General features: G+C 42.7%; 21 protein-coding genes and 1 tRNA gene. 12 read left to right on the top strand and 10 right to left on the bottom strand.

Features of this window, described 5'->3' with window-relative positions:
• The first annotated feature begins 1 nt into the window (after position 1).
• Together prmC and G6N79_RS14920 are read left to right on the top strand one after the other, a co-directional pair.
• Positions 2-859: a peptide chain release factor N(5)-glutamine methyltransferase gene (gene prmC, locus G6N79_RS14925; RefSeq protein ID WP_103906003.1), complete on the top strand. Its 858-nt coding sequence runs from the start codon at positions 2-4 to the stop codon at positions 857-859.
• A gap of 223 nt (positions 860-1,082) precedes the next feature.
• A tRNA-Lys gene (locus tag G6N79_RS14920) sits at positions 1,083-1,155 on the top strand.
• Between the two features lie 675 nt (positions 1,156-1,830).
• Here the strand turns inward: G6N79_RS14920 and G6N79_RS14915 are convergent.
• Complete coding sequence (locus G6N79_RS14915) at positions 1,831-3,150, bottom strand: serine hydrolase domain-containing protein (RefSeq protein WP_103906002.1); 1,320 nt, start codon at positions 3,148-3,150, stop codon at positions 1,831-1,833.
• A 709-nt stretch (positions 3,151-3,859) separates the two neighbouring features.
• Here G6N79_RS14915 and G6N79_RS14910 point away from each other — a divergent pair.
• The 8 genes from G6N79_RS14910 to G6N79_RS14875 all read left to right on the top strand — a co-directional run bounded on the left by G6N79_RS14910 (position 3,860) and on the right by G6N79_RS14875 (position 15,751).
• Complete coding sequence (locus G6N79_RS14910) at positions 3,860-5,215, top strand: S41 family peptidase (RefSeq protein WP_103906001.1); 1,356 nt, start codon at positions 3,860-3,862, stop codon at positions 5,213-5,215.
• A gap of 84 nt (positions 5,216-5,299) precedes the next feature.
• Positions 5,300-5,830 carry an RNA polymerase sigma factor gene (locus G6N79_RS14905; RefSeq protein WP_103906000.1) on the top strand — a complete coding sequence of 177 codons (531 nt, stop codon included), beginning with the start codon at positions 5,300-5,302 and terminating at the stop codon, positions 5,828-5,830.
• Between the two features lie 665 nt (positions 5,831-6,495).
• The gene (locus G6N79_RS14900; protein WP_103905999.1) at positions 6,496-7,485 is read left to right on the top strand and encodes a FecR family protein; all 990 of its coding nucleotides are present in this window, start codon (positions 6,496-6,498) and stop codon (positions 7,483-7,485) included.
• Positions 7,486-7,610: 125 nt separating this feature from the next.
• Positions 7,611-10,976: a TonB-dependent receptor gene (locus G6N79_RS14895; RefSeq protein ID WP_103905998.1), complete on the top strand. Its 3,366-nt coding sequence runs from the start codon at positions 7,611-7,613 to the stop codon at positions 10,974-10,976.
• Positions 10,977-11,255: 279 nt separating this feature from the next.
• Entirely contained in the window at positions 11,256-12,647 is a 1,392-nt protein-coding gene (locus G6N79_RS14890; protein ID WP_146060605.1) for a hypothetical protein, read from the top strand.
• A 114-nt stretch (positions 12,648-12,761) separates the two neighbouring features.
• On the top strand, positions 12,762-13,586 hold the full coding sequence (locus G6N79_RS14885) for a hypothetical protein (RefSeq protein ID WP_103905996.1): 825 nt from the start codon (positions 12,762-12,764) through the stop codon (positions 13,584-13,586).
• A 452-nt stretch (positions 13,587-14,038) separates the two neighbouring features.
• Positions 14,039-14,830, top strand: a complete 792-nt coding sequence (locus tag G6N79_RS14880; RefSeq protein WP_103905995.1) for a helix-turn-helix domain-containing protein — start codon at positions 14,039-14,041, stop codon at positions 14,828-14,830.
• Positions 14,831-14,869: 39 nt separating this feature from the next.
• Positions 14,870-15,751: a carboxymuconolactone decarboxylase family protein gene (locus G6N79_RS14875; RefSeq protein WP_200818774.1), complete on the top strand. Its 882-nt coding sequence runs from the start codon at positions 14,870-14,872 to the stop codon at positions 15,749-15,751.
• A 130-nt stretch (positions 15,752-15,881) separates the two neighbouring features.
• Here G6N79_RS14875 and G6N79_RS14870 read toward each other — a convergent pair whose 3' ends face one another.
• The 5 genes from G6N79_RS14870 to G6N79_RS14850 all read right to left on the bottom strand — a co-directional run bounded on the left by G6N79_RS14870 (position 15,882) and on the right by G6N79_RS14850 (position 18,311).
• On the bottom strand, positions 15,882-16,346 hold the full coding sequence (locus G6N79_RS14870) for a hypothetical protein (RefSeq protein ID WP_103905994.1): 465 nt from the start codon (positions 16,344-16,346) through the stop codon (positions 15,882-15,884).
• A 1-nt stretch (position 16,347) separates the two neighbouring features.
• On the bottom strand, positions 16,348-16,656 hold the full coding sequence (locus tag G6N79_RS14865; RefSeq protein WP_103905993.1) for a DUF3817 domain-containing protein: 309 nt from the start codon (positions 16,654-16,656) through the stop codon (positions 16,348-16,350).
• A gap of 4 nt (positions 16,657-16,660) precedes the next feature.
• A complete protein-coding gene (locus G6N79_RS14860) occupies positions 16,661-17,119 on the bottom strand; it encodes a hypothetical protein (protein ID WP_103905992.1) in 459 nt (152 codons plus the stop codon).
• Between the two features lie 67 nt (positions 17,120-17,186).
• Positions 17,187-17,777 carry a TetR/AcrR family transcriptional regulator gene (locus tag G6N79_RS14855; protein ID WP_103905991.1) on the bottom strand — a complete coding sequence of 197 codons (591 nt, stop codon included), beginning with the start codon at positions 17,775-17,777 and terminating at the stop codon, positions 17,187-17,189.
• Between the two features lie 186 nt (positions 17,778-17,963).
• Positions 17,964-18,311, bottom strand: a complete 348-nt coding sequence (locus G6N79_RS14850) for a winged helix-turn-helix transcriptional regulator (protein ID WP_103905990.1) — start codon at positions 18,309-18,311, stop codon at positions 17,964-17,966.
• A 94-nt stretch (positions 18,312-18,405) separates the two neighbouring features.
• On the opposite strand from G6N79_RS14850, the gene G6N79_RS14845 reads away from it, so the two are divergent.
• Entirely contained in the window at positions 18,406-18,948 is a 543-nt protein-coding gene (locus G6N79_RS14845) for a DoxX family protein (RefSeq protein WP_103905989.1), read from the top strand.
• A gap of 79 nt (positions 18,949-19,027) precedes the next feature.
• Here the strand turns inward: G6N79_RS14845 and G6N79_RS14840 are convergent, their stop codons facing one another.
• From G6N79_RS14840 to G6N79_RS14830, 3 genes are all read right to left on the bottom strand, one after another.
• Positions 19,028-20,854, bottom strand: coding sequence for a hypothetical protein (locus G6N79_RS14840; RefSeq protein ID WP_103905988.1), 1,827 nt, complete (start codon positions 20,852-20,854; stop codon positions 19,028-19,030).
• A gap of 4 nt (positions 20,855-20,858) precedes the next feature.
• Entirely contained in the window at positions 20,859-21,032 is a 174-nt protein-coding gene (locus G6N79_RS14835) for a hypothetical protein (protein ID WP_160003698.1), read from the bottom strand.
• A gap of 840 nt (positions 21,033-21,872) precedes the next feature.
• Positions 21,873-23,147, bottom strand: a complete 1,275-nt coding sequence (locus tag G6N79_RS14830; RefSeq protein WP_146060604.1) for a hypothetical protein — start codon at positions 23,145-23,147, stop codon at positions 21,873-21,875.
• Positions 23,148-23,413: 266 nt separating this feature from the next.
• On the opposite strand from G6N79_RS14830, the gene tmk reads away from it, so the two are divergent.
• A complete protein-coding gene (gene tmk / locus G6N79_RS14825; RefSeq protein ID WP_103905986.1) occupies positions 23,414-24,049 on the top strand; it encodes a dTMP kinase in 636 nt (211 codons plus the stop codon).
• 141 nt (positions 24,050-24,190) lie between these two features.
• On the opposite strand, the gene ppk1 is transcribed toward tmk, so the two are convergent.
• A complete protein-coding gene (gene ppk1 / locus G6N79_RS14820; protein ID WP_103905985.1) occupies positions 24,191-26,233 on the bottom strand; it encodes a polyphosphate kinase 1 in 2,043 nt (680 codons plus the stop codon).
• Positions 26,234-26,337 lie beyond the last annotated feature (104 nt).

The following is a 26,337-nucleotide window of genomic DNA, read 5'->3' as shown; positions in this document are numbered from 1 at the left end:
CATGAGCAATCTTCTTTCCATACGACAGCAGTTTGAAACTTCGCTTTCTCCGATTTACGATCGGGAAGAAATCACGAACCTGTTCCATATTACCTGCGAACATATCCTGAACCTGAAGCGGATGCAGCTCACGTTGCGGATGCAGGAGGCGTTGACAGGGGAGGAGCTGCAGCAGTTCAACCTTATCCTAGAGCAACTTATATCGGGGAAACCCATTCAACATATCCTCGGCAAGGCGCCGTTCTATGGGATGGAATTTTTCGTAACGGAAGATACATTGATCCCCAGACCGGAAACAGAGGAATTGGTGGATTTGATCATTAAAGATACCCAGGATAAATCTGGATTACGCCTAATCGATATCGGGACCGGATCAGGATGTATAGCGATCAGTCTGGCCAAGCACCTTCAGGATGCACGGGTGGAAGCCGTGGATATTTCAGCTGCAGCGATTCACGTCGCGCAGGAAAATGCACGCCAGCATCAGGTGAACATAGATTTTAAGTGTTTGGATATCCTGGAATGGGAGCTGACCTTTGACGATCAGCAGCGGTTTGACATCATCGTAAGTAATCCACCATACATCACACAGGAGGAAAAAGGGGCGATGCACCGCAATGTCCTGCAATTTGAGCCACACACCGCCCTGTTTGTGGAAGATGCCGCACCGCTTTTATTTTACGATTATATTGCCTCCTTTGCAGAGCAGCATCTCGAAAAGGATGGTGTCCTCTATTTTGAGATCAATCAGTACCTGGCTGAGGAAACCAAAGACCTTTTGCTCAAGAAAGGTTTTGCCGATGTTCAGATCCTGAACGACATCAATGCTGTGCCGCGGATGATCAAAGCAAAGTTTTAAGACGGGTATAAATTGGTAATAGGAGTAAAAGTTCCTATCCAGCCAAAAATACGCCTTGTTTATAACCTCGTCGGGGTTTTTAAGTGAATTTTTTTAAACTGAAAAACAGGGGGTTATTTGGTTATAGGGATATTTAAGTAGAAAATATTTGGTGTGTATCGGTGTTTTTTCTACCTTTGCATCACTTCAAACAACGAAGGGTTCGAGTGAAAACAAGAACAACGATTCCGTAGCTCAGCTGGTAGAGCAATACACTTTTAATGTATGGGTCCTGGGTTCGAATCCCAGCGGGATCACAGAGAAAAGCAACTCCAAAAGAGTTGCTTTTTTTGTGCCCTTTAGGGTCGAACAGCAGGGTCGGGGGTTCGATTCGGAGAAGGCTCAGGGATAGCGTGCGGGACTCGCGGGGCTGAGCCAATCCCAGCGGGATCACAGAAATAAGCAACTCCAAAAGAGTTGCTTTTTTTGTGCCCTTTAGGGTCGAACAGCAGGGTCGGGAAGGGTTCGATTCGGAGAAGGCTCAGGGATAGCGTGCGGGACTCGCGGGGCTGATCCAATCCCAGCGGGATCACAGAATAAAGCAACTCCACAAGAGTTGCTTTTTTTGTGTCCTTTAGGGTCGAACAGCAGGGTCGGGAAGGGTTCGATTTATGTAGGAAAGATCAAATTGAATTTTTAATCTGTTCCAAAGGTTGAAACATACATTGCACAGTATATGGTCCATAAACCATATAAATCCTAAAGATCTCTATCATAAATTCAAGAATTCAACAGACTTAAGAGCGAAGGACGGATGCATCTAAATCATTCAAAATGGTATTTCGTCGGACCTATGTGAAGCGACTATAGTCTAATAAATGGTAGCAATTAATAGTATAAAAAATTAAAGCAATAGAATTATTAACGACCTAGAAAAGGGTTGGGCAAAATATCCTAACTTTTAATATAGTTTTTAAAACGATCCAATTCATTTATTCTCTCTTCATCTCTATTTTCTCTCCATCCTGATTTAATATCATTTTATTTTCCATTGGTTTGAATATAAGCTTCAATTCCGCTTGGTCATTCTTAAATTTATTTTCATCGTAACACTCCAAGGGAAATGACGATTGCCCTGTAGCTTGACCAAATAATTCATTACCCTCTTTTCTTATAATGAATTTTAAGGGCAAGTCTGGACTTGAATAAGTCCCAACAAATTTATCTAATTCTTCAGATTCTGTGATAATGGTATTAAAATCTGGATATTTGTAATTTTTGCCGTAAATGATACTCAAGATTCCAATTAAGATATCGTTATGAGGGACGCGTTCTCCATTATAAGCAAAGCTAAACCCCAAATGATCGTTTTCATTATAAGACACTATGGAATGCGTGCCGTAAGTATCACCTACGTGTCCAAATGATACATGTTCATAAAAAGGAATGGCCATCAGCCCCATTCCAAATTCTTCATCCCTCTCCAAATTTGGCTTCATTTTTTCAATACTTTCCTTTTGCAAAATCTTATAATGACTTAAATTGTAAAGAAATGTATTTAAATCTTTTGCCGTAGAAACAATATCACCAATTCCGATAACATTTGAAAACTCCAGATCTTTTACTTTTTCCCATTTGTCAGTATACTCATAAGAAGGAAATATGTTTGATGTTGAAGGTGTTAAAGAAGCAAAATTTTTAAGATTTAATGGATTGGCAATCTTTTCTGCTACTATTGTAGCATAATCATCATCATATAGTTTTTCTACGATTCGTGCTAAAAGAAAATATCCAGTATTTGAATATTCAGTTTTTTCATTAGGTTGAAATAAAACACCCTGACTGACTATTTCATCAAAAATTTCATCCTGACTTACTTTTTCAGTTAGCCAACTCGTATTATCCTTTTTTTCTAAAAAGTCACCCAATCCGCTAGAATGATTCATCAGATTTTTAATTTTAATATCATTAGAATTTGGGATATTAGGATAAAATTTTGATATGGGATCGTCTAATCTTAGCTTCCCATCTTCAATAAGCTTGAATATTAACGTTGCAGTAACAAGTTTAGTTATTGAACCTATTTGATATTTTGTATCAGCGTTATATTGAATATCTAATAGTTTTGATTGTCCAAAACTTCTGTTATAAATTTCTCTTCCATCATTAAAAATTGAAATGCTACCAATGCCTCTATTGTTTTGTTCAATATAATTAACAAAACTATCTATTTTTTGTAGTTCAATTTTTTGTGAAAAAACTGTAGAACAACCTAAAATGTATGATAATGCAAGAATTAATAATGATTTCATTTATGAGTTAACTATTTTTATACGGTTTATTAACTCGAATATACCAACCTTTTCACCATAGTCGCAACTATTTTGCTTTAACATATTTGAGTTTAACACAAAATTAACAACTTCCGATAGTGACTGATCTCCATCAAAAATGAAAGTATAATTAAAGGGCTCAGGAAATTTTCAAGTAAACGACGCTTGTTTTGAACTAATGGTACTACAGAAAAAAGCAACTCCAAAAGAGTTGCTTTTTTGTATTTAGTAGTTAGTATTTAGTACTTAGACCTATGGTGGCCAGGAAGGGTGGGAATCATGGATCATGTTCAGAAGTTTTAGTGAAACTATCTTACCATCAGGAAAACCAACCCATGCAACCCCAGCGGGGTGTAACTATTTTAGCGCCAGATAAAACCAGCCCCTGCAACCGCAACGGGGTTTAACTATTTTAGCGTCAGGTAAAACCAACCCATGCAACCCCAGCGGGGTGTAACTATTTTAGCACCAGATAAAACCAACCATGAAATCTGCTAACAAGCATACCTTCATTATTCAAACCGGTCCCGAAAACAGCTTAATTCTGTATCTCTACAGAAACAATACCCATTTCATTTCCACGAAACCCACGCCAAAAAAAATCCAAAGCGAAATCCAGAGGAAAAATAAATTTAACATTCAGTTTACCTTACATCATTAGCTTTGTGTATGAAATTATTTTACATCCATGGACTTCGGTTGTAGATTTCACCTAAAATACACCGTTTGGCTAACTCTTCTGCTCTTTTCTGCCTGTAAAAAGGACGGACCGGAGCCTGATTATCCGGCGGGTTCGGATGAATATATCAATGATTGGCTACTGGACAGCATGCAGGTCTATTACTATTGGAACAGCGGCCTTCCCAAAAATCCCGACCTTTCCAAACCGCCGTTGGAATTTTTTGCCACGCTCAAAAATCCGCAGGACCGGTTTTCGAGGATTTACAATCCTTCGATTCCCACGAGTTATTATCCTTCGCCGGTACAGCAGTTTGGCTTTGAGCTGATCCTCTACGAGCGTTCAGATTCCGGTGCACAGGCGACGGTCGCACTGGTTGTTCCCAACTCCGTTGCAGCGGGCAGCGGGTTGCAGCGTGGGCAGACCATCACCAAGATAAACGGCACCATACCGAACGAAAGCAATGTGCAGGCACTCATCCGTACATCGGTCGCCCAGCGGAGCATCACGCTTGACATCGAAGACCTGGGTACGGTCATAATCCCTGCGATGACCATGTCCGAAAATTCGGTATACGTGTACAAGATATTTGAGGGTGAATCGAAACCGACGGCCTATCTGTTCTACAATTCCTTTGATGGCCGATATCGGCAGCATCTGCAACAGGCGTTCATGGCATTCAAACAGGCTGGAGCCACTGAATTGATCCTTGACCTCCGCTACAATGCTGGGGGTGATGTCGGGGTATGTGCGGCGCTAGCTGCCGTGCTGTCGAAAGTGAAAGAAACGGATGTATTCCTGGAATACCGGGGCAATAGCCGAGCTGGCACACGCAAGGAGACGTTTGCCCGAACGATAGCCAAAACCTACAGCGGGACACCGTTCACTTTTTCGGAGATCGAGCAGATGCGTCTATCGTTAGATCGGGTCTTTATGCTGACCGGCAGGCATACCGGTTCGTCAGCCGAATTTCTGATCAAAGCCCTCCGTCCGTGGACGGATGTTGTACAGATCGGAGAAACAACGCTGGGCAAGGACATGGCGTCATTCAGCATAAAGGACAACAATACCGGCAAGAACAATGCATGGAGCATCGAGCCTATGGTGTTCAAGCTCTACAATGGCCGTGGGGAGGGCGACTATCCGCATGGCCTGGTGCCGGATGTCATCAGGCAGGAGCTCCGTGCGCCTTTAATGCCTCTTGGCGATCCAAACGACCCGCTGATCAGCGAAGCACGCACAAGAATCTCCGGACAATCAAATAGAGCAAGTAGCAGGAAGGCAACCCTAGAGGAAATTCCGCGCATCTTGTACGATTCACGGGAAGCTGCAGACCAAAAAGCCAACATGATTGTCAAACCATAAGATCATCAGTATAAGAAACAGTGTTAATCGAATGTAAACGGACCAAACTCAAAAGGTATAGCTAATACAACCTAAAACTAAAATATGGAAAGCATAGATATTTACACGGCGGAAGAACTCAGTAGAGGAGATGTAAGAGCGTTCAATCGCGTTGTCGACAGGTATTACAAGAATATCTGGCTATATTTTAAAAAGAAGACCGACCGTCATGAGATTGCCGATGAACTGACGAACGATGCCTTTGATCGATTGTGGAAATACCGGGACAGGATCGATACCGACCTGGCCGCTTACCTCCGCCAGATTTCCTATTCTATTTTTCTGGACTGGCAGCGGGAGACCGAAAAAGAACGTAGGCAAATGGCCGAGTATCTGTCAGAATACCGACAGAGCGAAGAACAGACGGGCGGTCAGGATGCACTCAACGCACAGCTGGATATGGCTTACCTGGTGAATAAGTTGGCCCATGTACTCCCAAAAAAACGTTGCCAGGTATTCCTGATGTCACGCATGCATGGCATGAGTTACGATGAGATCGCCAAGGCGCTGTCCATCAGTAAAGCGACGGTAAAGGACCACCTGGTCAAAGCAAAGAAAAAAATAGCTGAGATGTAAGGAATCTCCATATACCCATTGGCTATAGAGGTAGGGCATCAAAAAATGACCGTCCTCCGCCTAACATGCTCCGATAACAACCGGTGATTTCCCCAATCGCCCCATTACCTATAAATATCGGTTTTCCTACAGAACTTTTTACAACTAGGCAACAAGGTCTTTCTGCACATGGCGTGTAGCTGGGGTGCGATGTTACCCAAGTATCCTATAAACAGATTTAGCAATTCGTGAAGTATCTGAAGGTAAGCAATCGCAAGGGTAGCAGAAGGGTCACTTCTTCCGTAAGGTATGGAAGATGCATTGGCTAAAAAAGGAGACTGAACGACCTGACGGAAGATAGTTGGACCGAGCGAAAATCATTAGAAAAATACGAGTTCATGAAAACTTAACATGTTTTACAGAAAGTTAATATAGCAGATTTTACCCAAAAATTAAGGACTTAAAATGTGTTTTTTAATAATCAAATCATTGAATATCAGTTCGATAAAAATAAAATTTGCTAAACTCCCATTCCTCTCCATTTCCATTTTTTTCTAAAAAAATGCCATCCCTAAAAAAGGCATGACATTTCAAGCAGACCTTGACCCTCGTTTTTTCAGTCTATATAAATAGAAGCCCACAACGAAAGTCAAACACGTATCGGGGCTACGAATTAGAAATTGAAGATGGACAATAATAGAAGAAAAGAACTGCTAAATAAATTTGAAAACGGATCCCTTTCCCAAGCGGAAAAGATGGAGCTATGGCGCATGAACGAACAGGGGGAGACGGAATATGCTGATGACCGTGCTTCTGAACTGGATATGTCCGAAGATGTGGAGACAACTCCTGAAATGGAAGCATCGCTGGCACGTTATAAAAAATCATTTAACGGGAGAATAAGCTACAAGAAGCAGATCCGCACAATGTACCTCGTCGCAGCTTCCATGGCCGCCATCTTCCTGGTGTATTTTGGCTTCAGCAAATCGAGCACACGTCTTTTCTTTACCGACGATGCTACCTATGTCACCATTGAGGCGGCTCAAGGGGAAGTAAAGACCTTAGTCCTACCAGACAGTTCAATTGCAACGCTTTCTCCGGGAACTGTACTGCGCTACCCAGAAGCATATGCTAAAGAGGAACGCAAGATATTTCTGGACAAAGGGGAAGCGTTCTTTGAGGTGGTGAAGGATCCGCAGCATCCATTCCGGGTGGTGTCCGGTGAATTACAGACCACCGCATTGGGGACTTCTTTTACGGTTCAGTATGATCCGTTCCTGAAGCGTGAAAAGGTGAACCTCTACACCGGACAAGTAGCCGTAGCATCTGTAAATGAAGGGACAAACCTAGCGCCTGTAAAACTGACGCCGGGCAAGGCCTTTGAATTTGTGGCTGGCAAGGTGATTTTGAGTGACTTTAACCATGATTACGGAAATCCAATTGCAAAGGGGTTGGACTTCAAGGACGTACCGTTCGAAGAAGCCTTGTACAGGATCGGTGTATGGTATGGGATCTCCATTTTAACGGACCGAAAAAACACCGAATTGGAAAATATCAACGGAAATTTCAAGGATAAGAAGATCGAGGACATATTCTTTATCCTTTCCAATACTTATGATCTAAAATTTACCAAAACAGACAGTTTAACTTATAAAATTATGCAGAGCAATAGATAAAAAACAACGATAGCTTACAACAGAAAAGTGCCGTTCGGCAAAAACGGCACTCTAAAAAAGCGGATGGACCGCATTGATAAATCTTGATTTTTAAAAACAAAAATTTGTAAAAACCTTACGAAAATATGCAATTCTATGTACTTATCCTAACGGGTATATTAAAAAATACTGTCCAAAACCTATTTAAGCCAAGCATCATGTACGTGCTGCTCTTGCTGGCCTCCTCAACCCTCTACGCGCAGGCATACAGTAAGTTAGGGTCGCCGGTCAACATCGTCCGTACGAAGGTCAATGCCGCATCGCTGTTCGGAGAACTGAACAAACAAACAGGTTATGAATTCTATTATGGTACTTCCATCGGACAGGTCATCGTGGAAGACATCCGTTACGAAAAGAAAACATTGGGTGAGGTTCTTGCAGCCTTGGACCGCAAAGGCTTCGACTTCACTGTCAAGGGTAAAAATGTAGCAGTGAAGTACGCTAAACCTAGAGAACAGAAACAGGCATCCGTAAAAACGGCGGTTGCAGCGCGTCAGCAACCGGGACGTATCGGTGGCAAGATCATTGATGACCGCGGCGAGGTCCTGATCGGCGCCACAGTAAAAATAATCCAGAACAATCAGGCGATGCAGAGCAGTGTGGACGGATCCTATAGCTTGACCCTCATGCCGGGTAGCTATACGGTAGAGGTCAGCTACCTGGCCTACCAGACCAAGCGCGTGACGCAGGTCGAAGTCAAATCCGGACAGTTGACATCGCTCAATATCGTCATGAATCCGAAAACCAGCGCCCTGGAGCAGGTGGTCGTGACGGGAAGCTTCAAAAAGGAAAGTACTGCAGGATTATATGTCCAACAGAAAAATGCAGCATCGGTGACGGACGGTATCTCTTCCGAGCAGATTGCCCGTACACCCGACAATAACTTGGGGCAGGTATTGAAAAGGGTAAGCGGCGTGACCACCGTAAATAACAAATATGTGGTGGTTCGCGGATTGAGCGATCGATACAATCAAGCGATGATCGATGGCGTAACGCTTCCGAGTACAAACATGAACCGCCGTAATTTTTCCTTTGATGTGATTCCCCAGGAGCTGGTGAGCAATGTCGTGGTCAACAAGACCGCAACACCGGATATGCCGGCGGAGTTCAGTGGCGGACAGGTTTCAGTCAATACGATGGATATACCGGCGGAAAACTTTACGATGATCTCCATCGGGTCGGGTTTGAATACACAGAGTACAGGTAAAGACTTTTTGATGCTCGGCGAACGGGTAGGAGGAGACTACTTTGCGCTGAACAATTCGAAACGTAAGGAGCCTGAGGGCTTGCAATCCTGGTACTGGCGTACCGGTGTAAATACCCCTCCACTTGGTCCAAATGGTGATTATCCAGCAAATATGCCACAAGATCTGGAACTTATTCCGGGGTCGGGCGTGGCCTACACCAGCTTTGATGCCATTGCACAAAGCAAAAGGATTGATCCTAACGGCCTCATCGTGAGCCGATATAAAGCAGTACCATTTCAAAACGGCCGTTTTGCGCTAGGGAGAGTTTACGATCTTAATAACGAACTCCGTTTTGGTTTCTCCGGAGGAGCGATATACCGTAATCAACAGTCGATTGTCAAATTCAATAATGTAAGGGGAGCCTACGCCGAAACTACGGTGAATTACATGGACAGTACCGAAAATGGTCCAGGTCTATCGTATCGTTTCAATAGCACCATTGGCGCGGCATTGAATTTAGGATTACAGGGTAGAACTTTTAAGGTTGCCCTGAAAAACATGTACTCCCGTATCTTGGATGATAATTTCAATGAAGCAATCCGCATCGCTTACGGCACAAGCAATCCAATCAAATTCCGTGAACAATTTCAGGACCCCCAGGTAACGTGGGTGTTGCAGCACAAACTGGAAGGGGAAAACCTGTTGGGCCAAGGTGGTATCAAGATGGGCTACACCTTAGGGCTGACCCGTATCGGGCAGCAGGTGCAGGATCAGCGCCGGTTAAAATACATGCTTTCAGCTTCAATTGGAGGGGTGGACTATTTCCAGAGACCAAATATTTATACTCCGGCTGAGCTGGGTGATAATTATGATTACCGGATGTGGACGGATGTGAAAGAGACCGATTATAATTGGGGCGTGTTTTTCACCAAGGATTTTATGTTGGGAACCTCGATAAAAAATACGGCCAAGATCGGCTATAGCGGGTGGGACAAACACCGTACCCTGCGCATAACCAAAGTGATTCCCTATACCAGTTTCTCAGATAACAACAACCCGATCGAGGGACGGTATGCCGATTTACTATCTGCTGATCGTGTTGGTGCAGGGCGAGGGCAGGCTTATTATTGGGCAGAAGATATCAATGGTCCCACGTTTGATGGTACCATGCGGACACATGCGCCCTATATTATGCTCGACCAGCGTTTCTTTGAAAAGCTGCGTCTTGTCTATGGCGTAAGAGCAGAACATTACAATTTAGCGAACAGGCAGGAGGAATATATTAAACGTAATTTCGGCGAGATTGATGACAACTGGGCTGAATTTTCCACAACCGGGGAGAAAGATTGGCGATTGCTGCCATCGGTCAACTTGACCTATAGCCTAACCTCAAAAATGAATTTACGCGCGGCATACAGTAAAACTGCCATTCGCCCCGATTTCAGGGAAACAGCTTACTTTGGTTTCTATGATTATGAACTGGACGCCAATATATCAGGTCGCCAGTTGGTGTCCACCATCGTTGACAACTTTGATCTGCGGTTTGAGTTTTATCCAACAGCCGGGGAAATTATTTCTGTATCAGGATTTTATAAGAAAATGAAAGATCCGATTGAATTGGTGTTCGCCCAGGATGGTTATTATCGTTTCCAGAACCAATACGCGGCAAAAAACTATGGTGTCGAAATAGAGATCCGCAAATCCCTAGGTTTTATCGCCGATAAGCCTTGGCTGCACAATCTGACACTATTCGGTAACGGAACAATATTGAAATCAATGGTGGAAGCACAAACCCAACCCCTGCCCGGGGATAACTTTGAACAAAAACGTGAGCCGAATCTTGACCGGCCGCTGTACGGGCAGGCCCCGTGGATTGTAAACGCAGGTATGGCCTATCAGGATGCCATCTTTGGTGTCACGGCGACCTACAACCGGTCCGGTCCTCGGAGCAACACCATCAATTTAGCTCCGATGCTAATAGAATATGAGAACGGTCGAAATATGCTGGATATCCAATTAAGTGCACGCGTCTGGAAGCGAAAAGCAGAGATTAAATTCAATGCCAGAAACTTGTTGGATGAGTATAGCATCTTCTATAGAAATACAGATGCATACGAGAGTATAAAAAGTGAGAGTGGGCAGCACATAGGTTGGAAACTGAAAGCGAACCACAGTACAGCTTATGAACCGGAAAAAGGAGACCGTGCAATCTATCGGGCAAAAACGGGGAAAAACATGACATTATCATTCACCTATAATTTTTAATAAGAAATTTTTAGTTAGTGTTCAATCAAAAGAAAGGAGGATCAAAACAGATAGTGCTGGCAAATTAACCCGAATGAAAAAGGGCGTGAACATTACATGTTCAACACCCTATATGAAAAAAAAATTTACAACATTTTAATTGACAAAGTTATGGATAAAAAAAATAATTTCGTAACAGTAGTGCGACAAAAAGTAAGTCGCGCAAAAAATTGGGCAGCAAGAAAATTACAACAAGCAAAGTTTGTAATGGCTGCGGGTCTAATAGGTTCTGGACTTGTAATGGGAGTTACGAGTTGTGAAAAGAAATCGGTCGAAGTAGCCAACTACGAACAAGCCACTTCAGCTGGTACCTTGGCAACATTAACCTGTGCAGATACTGTTTCTATTCCGGTCGATGCAAACGGCATCATCACAGCTACCACGTTGACCAAGAATAAACTGTGGAAGTTGAACGGGGTCGGTTACGTGAAAGAAGGTCAGACGTTGACCATTGAGGCAGGTACAACAATCATTACGGGTAGAACCAAATCCTATAATGATCCCACCTACGGTCCGCAGAATTTAGCTGGTGTATTGGTCGTAGCCAAAGGTGGGAAGTTGATTGCTAATGGTACAGCGACTGCACCAATTGTTTTTACTTCGCCTAGTGCAGGAGGCTGCGGTACTGGTTGTAGCAATGCAGGTGCTTTCGGTGGTATTGTACTTTTGGGTAAAGCTCCAACAAATCGTGAGTCCGCCGTTCGTATCGAAGGTATTCCTAAACCAACAGGTACGGATATTACCTTCGGAGGTTCAGGAAACAATATCGCTAACGACAATTCCGGAAGTCTAAAGTACGTTCGTATCGAATTTCCTGGCTATAAATTGGCACCAGACAATGAAATCAATGGACTTACTTTAGGCGGTGTAGGTAGTGGTACCACATTATCCCATATTCAGGTATCCTACTCTGCTGATGACGCATTTGAGTTCTTTGGCGGTACGGTAAATGCGGATCACTTGGTGGCTATCGGTACTGATGATGATGATTTCGATTTTGACTTTGGATACACAGGTACTATTAATTATGCTATTGGTTTGAAAGATCCAGGCACTACGAACAGTACAAGTAGTGGTAACTCAGATTCTAATGGCATCGAATCGGATAATGATGGAACAGGAACAGGTACTACTCCACTAACAGCCCCTGTTCTCCGAAACTTTACTTTGTTGGGCTATAACACTAGTTCACCGAAATTGAGAAACGGTAGTCGTTGGAGAAGAGGTTCGGGCGTAAATATCCAAAAATCTATTATTGGGGGATTCCCTAATAGTGCTGCATTATTTGAGAGTCCTGCTACAATCGCAGCAGCATCAGGTTTTACGAATAATGTTGTACACGGATTTACACCTGCTTCAATCTTTCTTGGAGCTACTCCTGCAGGAAATGTTACAGGTGTAAATGCAACTACAAACAGTTATTTGCAATTAGGTGGTGGAGTAACACCATTCCTAAGTTGTGGAACTACTTATAATGTAGCGGGCTTAATCCCAGAGTTGGATTCTCCTGCTGATGGCACATCAGCAACTTATAAAGGAGCTTTTGATCCTAACGTAGTTGACCCCTCCACACCATCTTCGTTCTGGACCTATGGCTGGACTAATTTTGCACCAGGTTTTTGTTGTAAATAATTAGATCCAAAAAAACAATTAACATTAGATTGAATTGAAGAGTTTTAAGAAAAGTGAGATCAGTTTTCTTAAAACTCTTCTTTAAATTAATACAAAGAAGCTATTTTGGAAACAATGATAAGATTTATCAATTATATATTAATCCTTACACTTTTTACAACAATGTTTTCCTGTAAAAAGCTAGATTACGAAGATAATATCACTCCATTTGGAGAGGTACACTTTGACATAAGTAAAACAGCCATATCTGACTATTTAAAGGTAAAATACAATGGAAATACTATTGATTTCCATCAAGGTATTGCTGGACGTGTTCGAGTACCACAGGGTGAAAGTAGATTTGAGTTTTATGACAACCGAAGTGGGAAAGTGTTATTAGAAAAAACAATAAATATCGATACGGCAAATGTTGAAAAATTCACCTTATTTCAACCTACCGTAGATGATCCAATTGCTATATTAGATCCGAATGGACAAGATGATGAAGAGGCAGCTCCCGAGGGCTTTATGAAAATTAAAATTGCCAACTATCTCAAAGAGTTTCTTCCTCAGGAGAAAATAAATATAGTAATGAATTTACGCTACCAACAAGGTCGTAGATATATTTATATTCCTGTGGACACGATAAGAAACGTTGGTCGTAATATTGGAGAAGAAGAATTCAATATTGTAAAAAGAGCGGAAATTGAGCCCCCCGTAACTGCTGAGATTTATTATCTTAGTTTTTATGATTCTAATACAAACGAACAATTAATGAATGTGGTAAACACGCCCTATTTTAGTAGTTTAGGTTTGGGAAATCATCTTCCTTTTAATGCTAAACATGTTTATACTATATATTTATCGCTTTTTGAAACGGGTTATAGTGCCAATTCCTTTTTACAAAAGGATGATATCTACTATTCGATAAATCCTATACTTCTCTATAATGATTTATAAAGTCCCGATCATTTAATATTTTAAAGACTTTATCAGGTGCATCCGACAAAACTAAACTGACCCCATTCTGTCGGGGCACCTAATATTTTAAAAAATAGAATCAAAATCCCTAATATGGTGCGAATAATACCCTCTTTGTAATTAAGTCAATTCATTTGGACATTAATTATGGACTCAGCGTTTTTTATTTTTGAAAATTGAAAACCAAAATTTGTCAGTATGTTCCGCAGTATTTCCAACAGGAAAAGATGCTGATTCCAATTACATGAAATATTGCTCAAAGAGCACAAAGGTGTATCCCATTTCCTCTTTTATTCTTGCTGCCCTTACCCAACCGCATAACCACAATTTCAGCGTAATAACTAAAAGTATCCTTTATTGATAAAAACTAATTGGTACATTGGGGTATGTAAAATTGGAATTGCATCATGTTTTAAGGGGGGCATAGTTGAATGAAAAATTATTCCATAGACGATATTATTCCAAACACTGATCGAACTGTCGGTTATTTTACCGGTGTATTTGAGGATACACCTGATCCTACCATTGCATGGCCCCATAGGCACGATTTTTATTCCCTGGTCTGGTTCACGAAAGGAGAGGGAATAAATGTAATCGACTTTGATGAACATGAAATTACGCCAAACAGGATTTTCACCATAAATCCGAATCAAATCCATAACTGGCATTATTCCATTGACAGTTGCGGATATTTTCTACTTATCGATGCTCCAGATGCCAAACAATTCCATGTCGATTTTTCAACACCATTCATTGATTTGAAAGTGGAAGATACGCTATTCATCGAAGAGGTTTTCAAGCGTATGGTCAATGGGAATAACCAGTTGCAGGCAATTTCCTACCTGCTGTCCTTGCTCAAAACTGATGCAGGACCTGTCAATAATTCGAATCCTACCCTTTCAGAAATTAAGCGGTTAATAGCTGAAAATCTTGATAAAAATCTGGCCATCCACCAATATGCAGCGGAATTGGGAATTGACTCCCGAATGTTGAACCAAATCTGTAAAGATGAAACGGGTTTATCGCCAAAACAACTGGAATTGGACATGAGAATTACGGAAGCAAAAAGGTTGATGTTATACACTGCTATGAATACCTCAGAAATTGCCTTTCGGTTAGGGTTTGCGGATACTTCCTATTTCTCCCGGATTTTTAAAAATAAAGCCAAGATTTCGCCCTCTGCATTTCGGGAAAAGTACCTAAAAAATTCAATTAAGTCCTAACCATCTCGCGTTTCCACCAAGTAATTTTGTTCATAAAAAATGAAATTACCTGTCCTTATTGCGTTCATTGCCTGTAGTTTACCTGCAGGCGCGCAAACAAATCCAGAAAACATGGAATCACAACGGTATAAAAGGGGGTGGGAAAAACTCAAGGAGATTGATGGCGAAGCAGGTGAACAGGTCATCCTAAGTTTAGCGGATATTTCGCCTGATCTAGGAAAGTTTATTGTCGCATACGCATTTGGCGATATCTATACCAGGGAAACACTGGATCTGAAAACAAAGGAAATCGCTGTAGTGGCAATATTGACCGCTATGGGTACCGCCCAGCCACAATTGAAAGTACATATCAACGGTGCGCTGAATACGGGGAGCACGATCAGCGAAGTGAAGGAGGTGATTTTACAGATGTCTGTTTATTCAGGCTTTCCGAGTACCATCAACGGGATGAATACACTCAAGGAGGTTCTGGAGGAAAGGCGGCACCGTGGAATTCAGGATGAAATTGGGAATCCACCCTCCGAAACCGATAATGCTGACCGACTAACCAAAGGCACACAGGCCTTATCGGCATTGGACAGCTTGCAGGTTGAAAGACTGAAAAATGCGTATGCTAATTTCTCCCCCGAATTGGTGCAGTTTACCCTGGAATATGGTTATGGAGATATTTTTTCAAGGGATAATTTAAGTAAAAAGTACCGCCAGATTGCGACGATCTCCGCTTTAACCGCAATGGGAACCGCAAAGCCACAATTGAAATTCCATATCCATGCAGCATTGAACATTGGAATTACTACAGAAGAAATAAAAGAAATTATGTTGCTCATGACCATTTATGCTGGTTTTCCAGCGGCAATAAACGGTACAAATGCGTTGAAAGAGGTGATGGATGAGAGGGAAGAAGAACCCCACCTGAATTAACGGAAACCTTTGATTACAACGGAAGTCCATCCAATTGGTACAAGATAGAAAGAGAAACTTTTGAAAAAAGGCAACCTATGGGAAAAGGTATTTGATCAATCAAAAGCCATCTTTTCCCGATCAATTGCGCTTAGCATAGCTGTCCGATAATTTTGAACCTATCGATAAAATTTTGGAAAGAGTCCCAATCGACAACAGGTTGGTGGCATATTTTTCTATTCCCTATGGAAAAGTTGACCAGGACACCTGCACTGCCGAATAGGAAAATCTTTTTATGCTTTGGATGTAATGGCCAATCAGCATCACCCTGAACATGATGTTCCAGATCCCTTAAAAACGTGCCTAAACCTTCGGATTCTTTTAACTTGGAAAGATTAGCGAGGTAATTGTCTGGCCTATTTTCAGTTGGTTTATCGACTTCAAAAATGAGTATAACATCGGTGTTTTTTAACAGCTCCTTTTCTTCTTCTACGCTATGGATGGGGTCGGAATAGGATCTCAAATAGATTTTACAGCCCGAATTCCATAGGTAGTCAGCAGCTTCGAGGCTTAATTTCACTCCTTTTTCGTCATTTCCTATGATTAAACATTGCATATCATTCCGCTATTTTACTTAATATTCTGTGATCGATGTAAAAGGTTCCAAAAGGGATCAGGCAAGCGACCAATACTTTCCAGGTGGTAGATCTGAACGACCACCTTTGCGCTATGCCTACGTTGATGGTGCTGAAAATAAAAAGCACGAATAGAATTCCATGGATCGGGCCGAGGGCCTTGACGAAATCCGGGTAATGGAAAAGATACTTGAGGGGCACAGCGACAAAGACAAGGAGCAAGAGGGAGATACCTTCCAAAATGGCCAGCAGTCTAAGTCTTCCGACAGTTGATTTTAGTGAGATGCGCATATGATTATCGTATAAATGGTCTATTAGCAAATGGAGAAAATGGCCAGGGAATGGCTAGAAAAATAAGCAACAGTCCCAGGCCGAAGAAAAGGAGCGTCGTCTTGTATTTATCCGCTTCGTTTTGCTTTCGCTTGGCCAGCGCTGATCCGATACTTATGATTACCGTAGCCAATAGCATCACCAGTGGATGGAAAATGTTGTAGAAGGTCAGTTCCATGTTTTCAAACGGTAGGGGATCTGAATTCCAGAAAACTTTGTTCAAAGGCGTCTGGGTGAACAGTCCAATGCCAATGATCAACTGGAGATGAATTATGGTGGCTGTGCCATGCCTGGCAAGATTATCCAGGTTGGTGAATGGCTTTCGCTGCAAGGATCGAATGGTAAATCTTGTCAAGGTAAAAAGCAAGCTGAAGAGGACGAGCCAGCGCATGTAGGTATGCGCGATTAATAAGTAATGATACATAATGCATATTGTGTTTTGATGGTGTAACTTAAAAACATACTAAGTGGTATGTTTTAGGGTAAAAAAATTATTTTAAGGATTTCAGATAGGCTTCAAACTGTTTCAGGAAATCTTTATAGACCTTGGTGGAGTTTACGAGTTTGCCCAGGTTTCGAATGCCCCAATATCCGGACATGATAAAAATGGCCACCTGTTCCGGATCTATATCTTTTCGAAATACGTGCTGTTCGATTCCTTTTTGCAGACATATTTCCATGCACATTTTCCATTTGAGTGCCAATTCGTTCAAAGCTTTGGTGAAATTTGCATTCCAAGGAGCCATTTCTATGGTTAAATTCGATGCAGGACAGCCAAATTCCACTTTCAGGAATTTATTCTTCAATAAAGCATCATGCATCATCTGGTAGAGTGCCTCCATCGGATCCTTTTCCTGAACCAATGGTTTTATGAAATAATGCTCAAAATTGGGCTTTATCAATTCATGGATAATAGCGATGCCCATTTCATCTTTATTTTTGAAATGGTAATAAAATGCACCTTTGGTCACCTTTGTTCGTGCCAGGATATCATCGATACTCGTTGTTTGATAACCCTGTGTATAGATGAGCTCAAATGCATGTTCTAAAATAGTCAGTCGAGTAATTTCTGCTTTCTTCATTTTACATACCAATTGGTATTTTTTTACAAAGGAAATGTATTTTAGTTAGTTTGAAAAATAAAATTCGCGATAAATCTCATGCCAGTGTCATTTGTGTTCCTATGATTCCAAATACCGAAAGACCAAGAAGAATTAATTCTGGTTTTCTCATTGTAGTTCCAGAACTGAGACACTGGAATTCTATACTTATTCTTGGTTGTTTTTACCCCATTTCGACATTTCATTGAGAATGTACGTTAAGGATTTCCCTTTGGAGGAAAGTTTATATTCCACCCTTGGCGGCACTTCGGGGAAAGATATTCTGTCAATCAATCCATCTTCGGCTAGTTCCCTTAATTGATTTATCAGCATGCGTTCGGAAATACCTGTTATGGTTTTTTTTAATTCGCTATACCGCATTCGCTCAGTCCTGGTCAGATAGGCCAAGATGCTCAGCTTCCATCTGCCACTTAATACAGAAATAGTATAAGCCATTCCGCAGTCTTCTTCCAATTGTGCTTTATTTATAGAGTTTGTTGAATTGGATTTTCTCATTTTAACTCATTTTTTACTTTTTTGTTAGTACCCTACAATTTCGTATGTACTTGTCTGAAACGAATGTACTCATTTATTTTGTTGAAAAAATTATATGAAAGATTTAATCGAGATTATCTCAGGGAATCAACACCCTGCGTACAATGTTCAGCTTTCCATTGGACTATTATTTTTGAGAGTTGTTCCCGGTCTGTTCCTCTTATTGCATGGTCTGCCAAAATTAGGAAATCCAACCTCATGGATGGGAGATGCCTTCCCCGGAATTCTGCAGGTATTGGCTGTATTCTTTGAGGTCATTGGTGGGTTAGCTTTAATCGTTGGATTTTTAGTTCCTCTTTTTTCAGCCGGCATCGTGATCACAATGGTCTTCGCTACTATTTTTGGACACCTCATGCAAAATGATCCGCTCATTAGGTTGACTGTTTCTAGTTTAAACGAGGGTTCGGGAGCCAATTACCTGTTTTTCCCAAAATGGTTTGTTCTGGCAGGCGGACGGAGTGTTTTCGGGACGGGCTCAGCTGAGCTTGCCATCCTATTTCTGGTTATTGCCCTATGTTTGGTTTTCACAGGCGGCGGTAAGTATGCTATTGACCATACAATTGCCGGATACCTCCAGAAAGTAACCAGCAAAACCTAAAGGTTACCTAAAAAAGAAAACCCTATAGAAATAGGGTTTTCTAAAAAAAACTAAAATCTACAATTTTCCGAACCCAACCTTAATTTGGCCAGTTGAATGGGCTTTGCGGTGCTGCCGGAAAATCATAATTCCGTGAACAGCGCAATGGAAAACCTTGTGTTGAATATGGGGTATTTCGGGTATTCAGGGATGTCCAGTTGAAATATGCGTCTCCATTCCATCCTGTTTTCAGGATCTTATATTGCATGGCTACATTCCTGCCCAGCAGGTATAGCCCTGCCGGAGCTGCCGGTGAGTCGCTTGGCGACTTAAAGTCGGACGGTGCTGTTGCGGTGTGGCTCGCGCGGTAGCCCAATGCCAAAAGTCGAACCTCAGGGTAGGAATAAAGACCTGGATCGGCTGGTATTTCGCTTTCATCGCGGGCAGCAAGGTACCAGTAACGCTTTCCGCCAGCCCCGGTCATGGTATTGGCACCCAGGTCGCCATTGTTCGTTGGATAAGGACCTACGTGTACAGGTTCACCATTGGCGAACGGTGCACGTAAGCTGATCGGCGTCATCCAGAAATTCAATGGATTAACCTTCTGGCAGGGGTCGCCCTCCGGATCATCTGTTCCTTCCGGTACGGGGAGCAATTTCCTGTTCCGGAAATAATATTTCAACATCCCCTCAGGAGTGGTATAATCAGAAATCACTGCCTCGCTTTCCAGCATATTGTACTTGTAGGTAGTTGCATGCTTATCGTAATACAGGTATCCCCTGGAATATTCAAGACCAAACCGCACCAACGGACTTTCCGTGAATGCGATTTCCGTTAGGAGTGTCCTTCCTGCTTTCGGCTGCTTGTTCAACGGATCGAAAGTATAGGTTTTCGGATTCTGGTTGGTCTGGATGATGCCCGACGTTCCTTTGACGGTTAATGTGGTCAAGTTGAAATAGATGGCATTGTATCCTGTCGGCACGGTATAGAAATCGGTGAACGTGATGATTTTTTTATCTGTGGTGGTGGAAGTCACCTGTAGGTTGAGGCCGGATGTTGCGTTGGTCACCCGTTCGAATTTTCCGGTATTTAAATTGAAATAGCCTTGGTTTCTGGAGCCTGCTGCAATATTGGCTGTCGCAGATTCGATCGTCCGTCCGGCCCCGCTGAGGTTAATGGAGATCCGCATTTTGGCCATCACCCTGCTCAGGGTCAGGTTGATTCGGTTCTCACCCAATTTTGCTACTATGGTTCCCGATTTGTACAACAGGTCAGGCATGGTGCTACTGACAGGGTTCATGAGGACCGCATTGTTTGTCGCAGTCGTTGTCGTATAGGGTGGGAGTGCATTTTTGGAGTTATACGAATAAGCTACCCAGCGGATATTTGTGCCTGTATTGACCCCTGGGATTTTCCCCGGAGTGATGTCCACAGTATTCCTGTTGACACCTGCAGCGCCATCTACGATCGCGAATGGGGTGGTATCTGTTCCTTTGAAGAAAAGCACCCTGTATTTTATGTCCGTGCCCATTGGTGTCGTAGCCGCTTTTTTTACTGCGCTTTTCAGCTCGCGCGGTTGCTCATCGAATACGGATTCTGCCGTGGCCGGGCTGTTGTAGCCAACGGTTTTCGAGCCGCTGATATAACTTAAATCGTCACCCTGGCCCAATGCCAACTGTCCGATGGCAATGCCATTGGAGGTGCCTGATCTGGAGCCCGAAGCTGAAGCTTTGATCCGGTTGCTGCGAATAGGGTTGATTTCTGCACTGGCATTGTTGTCTGGACCATCGGTGATACCCGCTAATTCAACGACCAATTGGGTGGTGCCCGATGATGAGTCGCCATTTTCTTTATTGCAAGCCATGAATATACTGCTGACGAATAGAACGATTGCGAACGGAATGGTTTTGTTAAAAATTGGTTTCATCGTGCTACAAGTTAGTTCCGTAAGTTTCGGTGTCAGGATTCGCGTCATTCCACTCTTCGACCTCCGGTCGATAATCTGGATTCTGGCCGACATTGATATAGGCGGAACCAGTGGCAATGCCACTTTCCAGATTGAGCTGGTGAATGGTCACTTTCGGGACCGTGTATTTATTCTTCATAATTGTGTGATTTTTACCCCTGTGTACTTAAATTGTTGTGAAAGTAGGGGAAAATTTAATCTGAAAAGCATGTTTATTAGGTTTAGAATTAAAGTTGTAGTCAAAAATTGACAGTACTTTTAATCAATTGATGTATATGTTAAATTTCATGAGTTGAAATTGTTCAAAATTGACAATTTGTGAATTTAAGTTTAGTGAATTAGTGTAACACGTATATTTTTATATTGAAAAGCAGGATATTCTAACCAAAATCCGATAAAAAAAAGGTTTTCCGATAAATAATGGATACGATTTAACTTAGCTGAAAGCCAAACATCAGGTTGAACACCAATAAATTGTTTGGTAGTGAAGATCAACTAACCTAAACCTGCTTTTAAACGCTTAATTGTACCCCTGTCAAATGTTGAATTTAAAATGTTAATATATTGATATATAAGTTGTTATGCTATTTTCAGGCCAAAAAGTTCACAAATCATAGGCTGGACCTTGTCTGAGGTGAGAGCGTGGTGAGAGCGTACTGAGAGCGGGGTGAGAGCGTGTCTATAGGCACGCTCTCACCCCGCATGCATCACGGTCACACCTCGAACGCACCTCAGACAAGGTCAGGCTATATAATTGATGTATTTAATGGTATTGGAAATATAAATTCTTTATTGAATAATCTTTTAATGTAAAAAATTGATAATGCGAGAGCGTGTTAGCTTTGTTTTTTTGCTAATAAAAGTGGAAAAAGATTAACAAAATATTAAAATGGGAAGAAACTTGTAAAATGGATAGGTAATAGACTTTCTGTGTACTAAAAGTAGGGAATTAAAGGGGATAATTCCTCCTTTTTTACATTTATTTTGTCAAAACTTTTGGTTTATTTTCCTGTTTGCTGGCATTTTTTCTTTGTTGGTACAAAATCACTGTTAGGCTGATCACTATCGAGCATGCCGCGATAGCAAGACCTTCATGGGTATAGGGGATGGCCAAGTGGCCAATACCTGCGAGTCCCTGGATGCCCAGCAGTAATTCATTTACCACGACACCCGCTATGAGGCCATAGGTGGCCATACGGACGGTTCGATTCCTGGATAATTCATCGCATACCCATCCATAGCCAAGGAGGAACAGGGTAATGATGACCAAAAGGACCAAATGGAGGTAGGCAACGACAAAAGGCCGAAAGCCAAAGACCAATTGGCTCAAGGCAGGATGCATGGATATCAACTGGAAAAGCACTTTTAAACACATGGCCATGGCAACGCACAGCCAGAGCACTTTTACCAGATGTGGCAAGTGAATGTCTTTTTTCCCGTTGATGGTGCGTACCGTTCGGACTAGGAATATGATCCAAAGCCCAATCTGCAGTATGACCGCTGCTAGCAATAAACCGTAGAGCCATTCTGGGAAATTCTTCCACCAGATGACGGATAGAAAATACGTCGGCAGGACCGTCAATGCATAGGTCCAGGCAAATCTTTCGGACAGCCAAATTTTGCCTGTTTTCAGGAAAACCCAATAGCTGGCCAGACCTAGGCAGGCCAAAAGAAACCAACCATTGTATTGAAAGTGCAGATAAAAATAAATCGATGCCAATTGTTTCAGGGGGTCCATTTGGTGAGTCACTTTCAGTACGACCAAAGCGTAGGTGCCGAATGAACTACATACACTGTACAGTAGTGCGGCCTTGAATAACAGGCCGATTGCCCGCGGCAGATTGGTCCTGTTCAGGTCCTTCCACAGCACAAAGGCAAACCAATAGGAAACCAGCACCGTGCAAAAGGAGAAGGCAATGGATAGAAAGGCGTATCCTGTCCAGGTGAACGTGATGAGCATGCCGATGGAGCCCACCAAATTGGCCAATAGGATTGCTTGATACTTCCTGGGGATAGGCTCCGTGATCCGAATGCCGGAAACCATCAGGATCATGAAGATCATGATGGCCTGCGTCACCCATCCGGAAAACGCAAAATGCGAATGCGCATGCAATAGGTTCTTCTGATCCAGAAAGGGGAGCGGAAATAAAAATTTTAGGCGCATGACAAAGCCATATATACCCACAATAAGCAAGTTCAATACGGAAAGTATAATCCAGTTGCGCGCATGCATATATTGGATGGCCTTTATCATGAGGATATTACGTGTAGGAATGCATGTGGAAATCACCATGTCCTGTTCAAGACAAAATTATCCAGAATAATGTGTTCCAACGCTGATTGGCATCACCGTAAATAGTGATAATCATCAAGCGTAAATAGGGAAAGTAAGCGGAACATAAAGGTATTCCACCGTTTCCATACGGTATTGGAAGAATTGCCACCTGCAGCCCGAAATCTTTTGGATAGCTGTAAATAAAGCATTATTTTACCCTATATTTGTTGACTAAAATCAAAATAATGGCTAAAAAAAATCTATTCATAGTTCTTGAAGGTATTGATGGGAGCGGGAAGAGCACCCAGACAAAATTATTGAAAGAGAAGCTGGCAAAAGCTGGTCATAAGCTATACACAACCTTTGAGCCTACGGATAGTCCAATTGGATCCCTAATCCGGAATATTTTTAACAGACGTGTCGTTACGGATAATAGAGCGATTGCAGCGCTGTTCGTTGCTGATCGCCTCGATCATTTATTGAACCCCGTGAACGGCATCATCAAAAAATTGGAAGAGGGATACACCGTTATTTGTGATCGTTATTATTTTTCCTCCTATGCCTACCAATCGGAAGAGGTCAGTTTAAACTGGCTGATTGAAGCGAACTCCATCAGTCAGAATCTATTGAAACCGGATGTGAACATCTACATCGATATCGATCCGGAGATCAGTATGGAACGCTTGAATAAGGACAGAAGCTCGCTGGAGATTTTCGAGAACCTCAGCAACCTGCAGAAAGTTCGGAGCCGATACCAAGAAGCATTCCGCTTGTTGGAAGATAAGGAAAACATTGCCTTTGTTGATGGTAACCAATCGGTCGAGGAGATCAGCAACGCCATTTTTGACATCGTTTCTGCGCTGCAAAACAACCAAGAGTAACCGCTTCACTAAGCCGAAGGTCTTAGTGAACTAACGATAGGAAAGATCCTTCCGGATTCGGAATGAAAAAATTGAAGGGGCACTATGTAACGTGCCCCTTTTTAATTGTGATTAATGGTCTTTATTTCTCTTTACTGTCACTTACATTTCAGCCAGGTAGTTTCTGATCTGCTCTTGGGCATTGACCCCTTTTCCCTTTTCTACCGAAATGTTATTGCCCTGCTGATCGATCCAGGTTGCGCTGCTGTCATCGGCCAATTGCAGGTCGATGTAATGTAACAGCTGACCTTTCAGCCTGTCCGATGTGACCGGAAAGCAGACCTCAATCCTGTTGAATATATTGCGGTACATCCAATCTGAAGACCCTAAAAAGATACGGTCCTCACCGGCATGGTGAAAGTGGAAGATGCGGGAATGCTCCAGGAATCGCCCAACAATGCGCTTGACGGTGATGTTTTCACTCAAGCCTTTTTGTTGTGGGACAAGCCTGCAGATGCCGCGGACAATCAATTCCACCTGTACACCGGCCTGCGAAGCGGCATAGAGCTTGCTGATCATCGATTCTTCTTCCAGGTTATTCAACTTAATCCGGACATGGGCCTTTCGGCCGGCTTTGGCCTCATTGATTTCGAAATCCAAGAGGTCCAGATACCTCTGGTAGAGATTAAATTGCGCAACCAAAAGATGTTTGAATGTGATGTCATCCTCGGGATTCTTGTGTCGCTTTTCTTTCAGGAAAGTGAAAAGGGTTTGCAGCTCCTGCAGCATGTCCTGGTCGGCAGTGAGCAGGGAATGATCGGTGTACTGCTTCGCGGTATTCTCATTGAGGTTACCCGTGGAGAGCAAACCATAGTAGCGTTCCTTGCGTTTCGCCAGGGCGATTTTCGCATGCACCTTGATCTTCGGAATGCCATAGGAGATATGCACGCCTTCTTTTTCCAGGCGTTTTGCCCAAAGGATGTTGTTGTCCTCATCAAATCGGGCTTTCAGTTCCACGAATACGAAAACGTGCTTTCCGTTGCGTGCGGCTGAAAGCAGGGCATTGCCGATTTTGGAATCCTTGGCCAATCGGTAAACCGTTGTGTAGATATGGGTAACCTGCGGATCCAGGGCGGCCTCATTGAAGAAGCGGAGCACCATGTCGTAATCCTGATAGGGGGTATGCAGCAACTGGTCCCCTTGATCAAGCAGGGAAAAGATACTGGCGCTATCTTCGATGTTGCCCGTTTTCAAGGTGGCTGTTTCAAATTTTGGATAGCTCAGATGCGGCTTGGCAATGGGGAAGGCAAAGAAGTCCTTCATGTTGTGGTACTTTCCGCCGGTCATGGTATTGGATTTCTTCAGGTTCAGATAATCCAGTGCATACTGCAGTTCCTGTTGCGGCAGATCATACGGGTACAACAAGCGCGTGGCCAACCCGAAGTCACGTTTTTTCAACTCTTTCACCAGGTCCTTACTCAGGTCCCGACCGGCTTCCTCCTTCACGTTCAGCTCCGCATCCCGTGTCACCTTAAAGCTATAGATCTTATCCAGCTTATGGAACGTCTCGGTTTCCGTGATGAACTGCTTGATAATATCGTCGATAAAGAAGACATAGGTCTTGCCTTCCTCCTCTATGACCTTGAATCGCGGTATCCGACCACTTGGGATATGGACGATGTAAGCTTGCTCATCTATAGTAGTACAGTAAAAATAGATTTCATTGTTCAGGGGAAAGAAATCTTTCACCTGCTGCAGATCGATGATCTGGATATATCCTGCGATGTGTACGTAGTAATACCGGCGCAACTCCTCCAAGGCAAAATCGGGCAAGGGTTGACCATAATTCAAGATGATGCCTTCAGCAGCAAGTCCAGGGAGGATCTCCTTGACCAATATCTTGCCAAATTGTTTCTGCTGCTTGCGGATTATCTTTTTTGCCTGTTTATAGATGCTTTCCTTCGGATTTGTAATGGGATGTTCCACCAGTTCCTTTTTGTGCAGCTTCCACATGCCGTTCAACATCGGAATACGAACACGGTAAAACTCATCCAGGTTGCTGGAAAAAATCGCCAGAAATTTCAACCGCTCCAGCAGTGGGGTCTTGGATTTACTGGCCTCATCCAGCACCCGTTGGTTGAAGAATAACCAACTGATATCTCGATCTAAAAATGTAGGGTTCTGTAACTGCTTGTCCTTTGCCATATGTAGTTTCTGCTATAATGCATATTTGTTCCAGATAACAAGATAATTGTAATTTCTGAACATTGTAGCCTCAACCGATATGAAGATTAAGGAAATTAACACAA

It is taken from the genome of Sphingobacterium lactis (assembly GCF_011046555.1).
Lineage (GTDB): Bacteria > Bacteroidota > Bacteroidia > Sphingobacteriales > Sphingobacteriaceae > Sphingobacterium > Sphingobacterium lactis.
The sequence above is the reverse complement of the archived record's forward strand: the minus strand, read 5'-3'. Positions and strand labels throughout refer to the sequence as shown.

Bases quoted from the DNA above. Each gene is read 5' to 3' on its own strand.
- G6N79_RS14910 (WP_103906001.1), top strand. From the start codon at position 3,860: ATGGACTTCGGTTGTAGATTTCACCTAAAATACACCGTTTGGCTAACT.
- G6N79_RS14895 (WP_103905998.1), top strand. From the start codon at position 7,611: ATGCAATTCTATGTACTTATCCTAACGGGTATATTAAAAAATACTGTC.
- G6N79_RS14915 (WP_103906002.1), bottom strand. From the start codon at position 3,150: ATGAAATCATTATTAATTCTTGCATTATCATACATTTTAGGTTGTTCT.
- G6N79_RS14840 (WP_103905988.1), bottom strand. From the start codon at position 20,854: ATGAAACCAATTTTTAACAAAACCATTCCGTTCGCAATCGTTCTATTC.
- prmC (WP_103906003.1), top strand. From the start codon at position 2: ATGAGCAATCTTCTTTCCATACGACAGCAGTTTGAAACTTCGCTTTCT.
- G6N79_RS14835 (WP_160003698.1), bottom strand. From the start codon at position 21,032: ATGAAGAATAAATACACGGTCCCGAAAGTGACCATTCACCAGCTCAAT.
- G6N79_RS14855 (WP_103905991.1), bottom strand. From the start codon at position 17,777: ATGAAGAAAGCAGAAATTACTCGACTGACTATTTTAGAACATGCATTT.
- G6N79_RS14845 (WP_103905989.1), top strand. From the start codon at position 18,406: ATGAAAGATTTAATCGAGATTATCTCAGGGAATCAACACCCTGCGTAC.
- G6N79_RS14870 (WP_103905994.1), bottom strand. From the start codon at position 16,346: ATGCAATGTTTAATCATAGGAAATGACGAAAAAGGAGTGAAATTAAGC.
- G6N79_RS14880 (WP_103905995.1), top strand. From the start codon at position 14,039: ATGAAAAATTATTCCATAGACGATATTATTCCAAACACTGATCGAACT.
- tmk (WP_103905986.1), top strand. From the start codon at position 23,414: ATGGCTAAAAAAAATCTATTCATAGTTCTTGAAGGTATTGATGGGAGC.
- G6N79_RS14905 (WP_103906000.1), top strand. From the start codon at position 5,300: ATGGAAAGCATAGATATTTACACGGCGGAAGAACTCAGTAGAGGAGAT.
- G6N79_RS14900 (WP_103905999.1), top strand. From the start codon at position 6,496: ATGGACAATAATAGAAGAAAAGAACTGCTAAATAAATTTGAAAACGGA.
- G6N79_RS14885 (WP_103905996.1), top strand. From the start codon at position 12,762: ATGATAAGATTTATCAATTATATATTAATCCTTACACTTTTTACAACA.
- ppk1 (WP_103905985.1), bottom strand. From the start codon at position 26,233: ATGGCAAAGGACAAGCAGTTACAGAACCCTACATTTTTAGATCGAGAT.
- G6N79_RS14860 (WP_103905992.1), bottom strand. From the start codon at position 17,119: ATGTATCATTACTTATTAATCGCGCATACCTACATGCGCTGGCTCGTC.
- G6N79_RS14830 (WP_146060604.1), bottom strand. From the start codon at position 23,147: ATGATAAAGGCCATCCAATATATGCATGCGCGCAACTGGATTATACTT.
- G6N79_RS14850 (WP_103905990.1), bottom strand. From the start codon at position 18,311: ATGAGAAAATCCAATTCAACAAACTCTATAAATAAAGCACAATTGGAA.
- G6N79_RS14865 (WP_103905993.1), bottom strand. From the start codon at position 16,656: ATGCGCATCTCACTAAAATCAACTGTCGGAAGACTTAGACTGCTGGCC.
- G6N79_RS14875 (WP_200818774.1), top strand. From the start codon at position 14,870: ATGAAATTACCTGTCCTTATTGCGTTCATTGCCTGTAGTTTACCTGCA.
- G6N79_RS14890 (WP_146060605.1), top strand. From the start codon at position 11,256: ATGGGAGTTACGAGTTGTGAAAAGAAATCGGTCGAAGTAGCCAACTAC.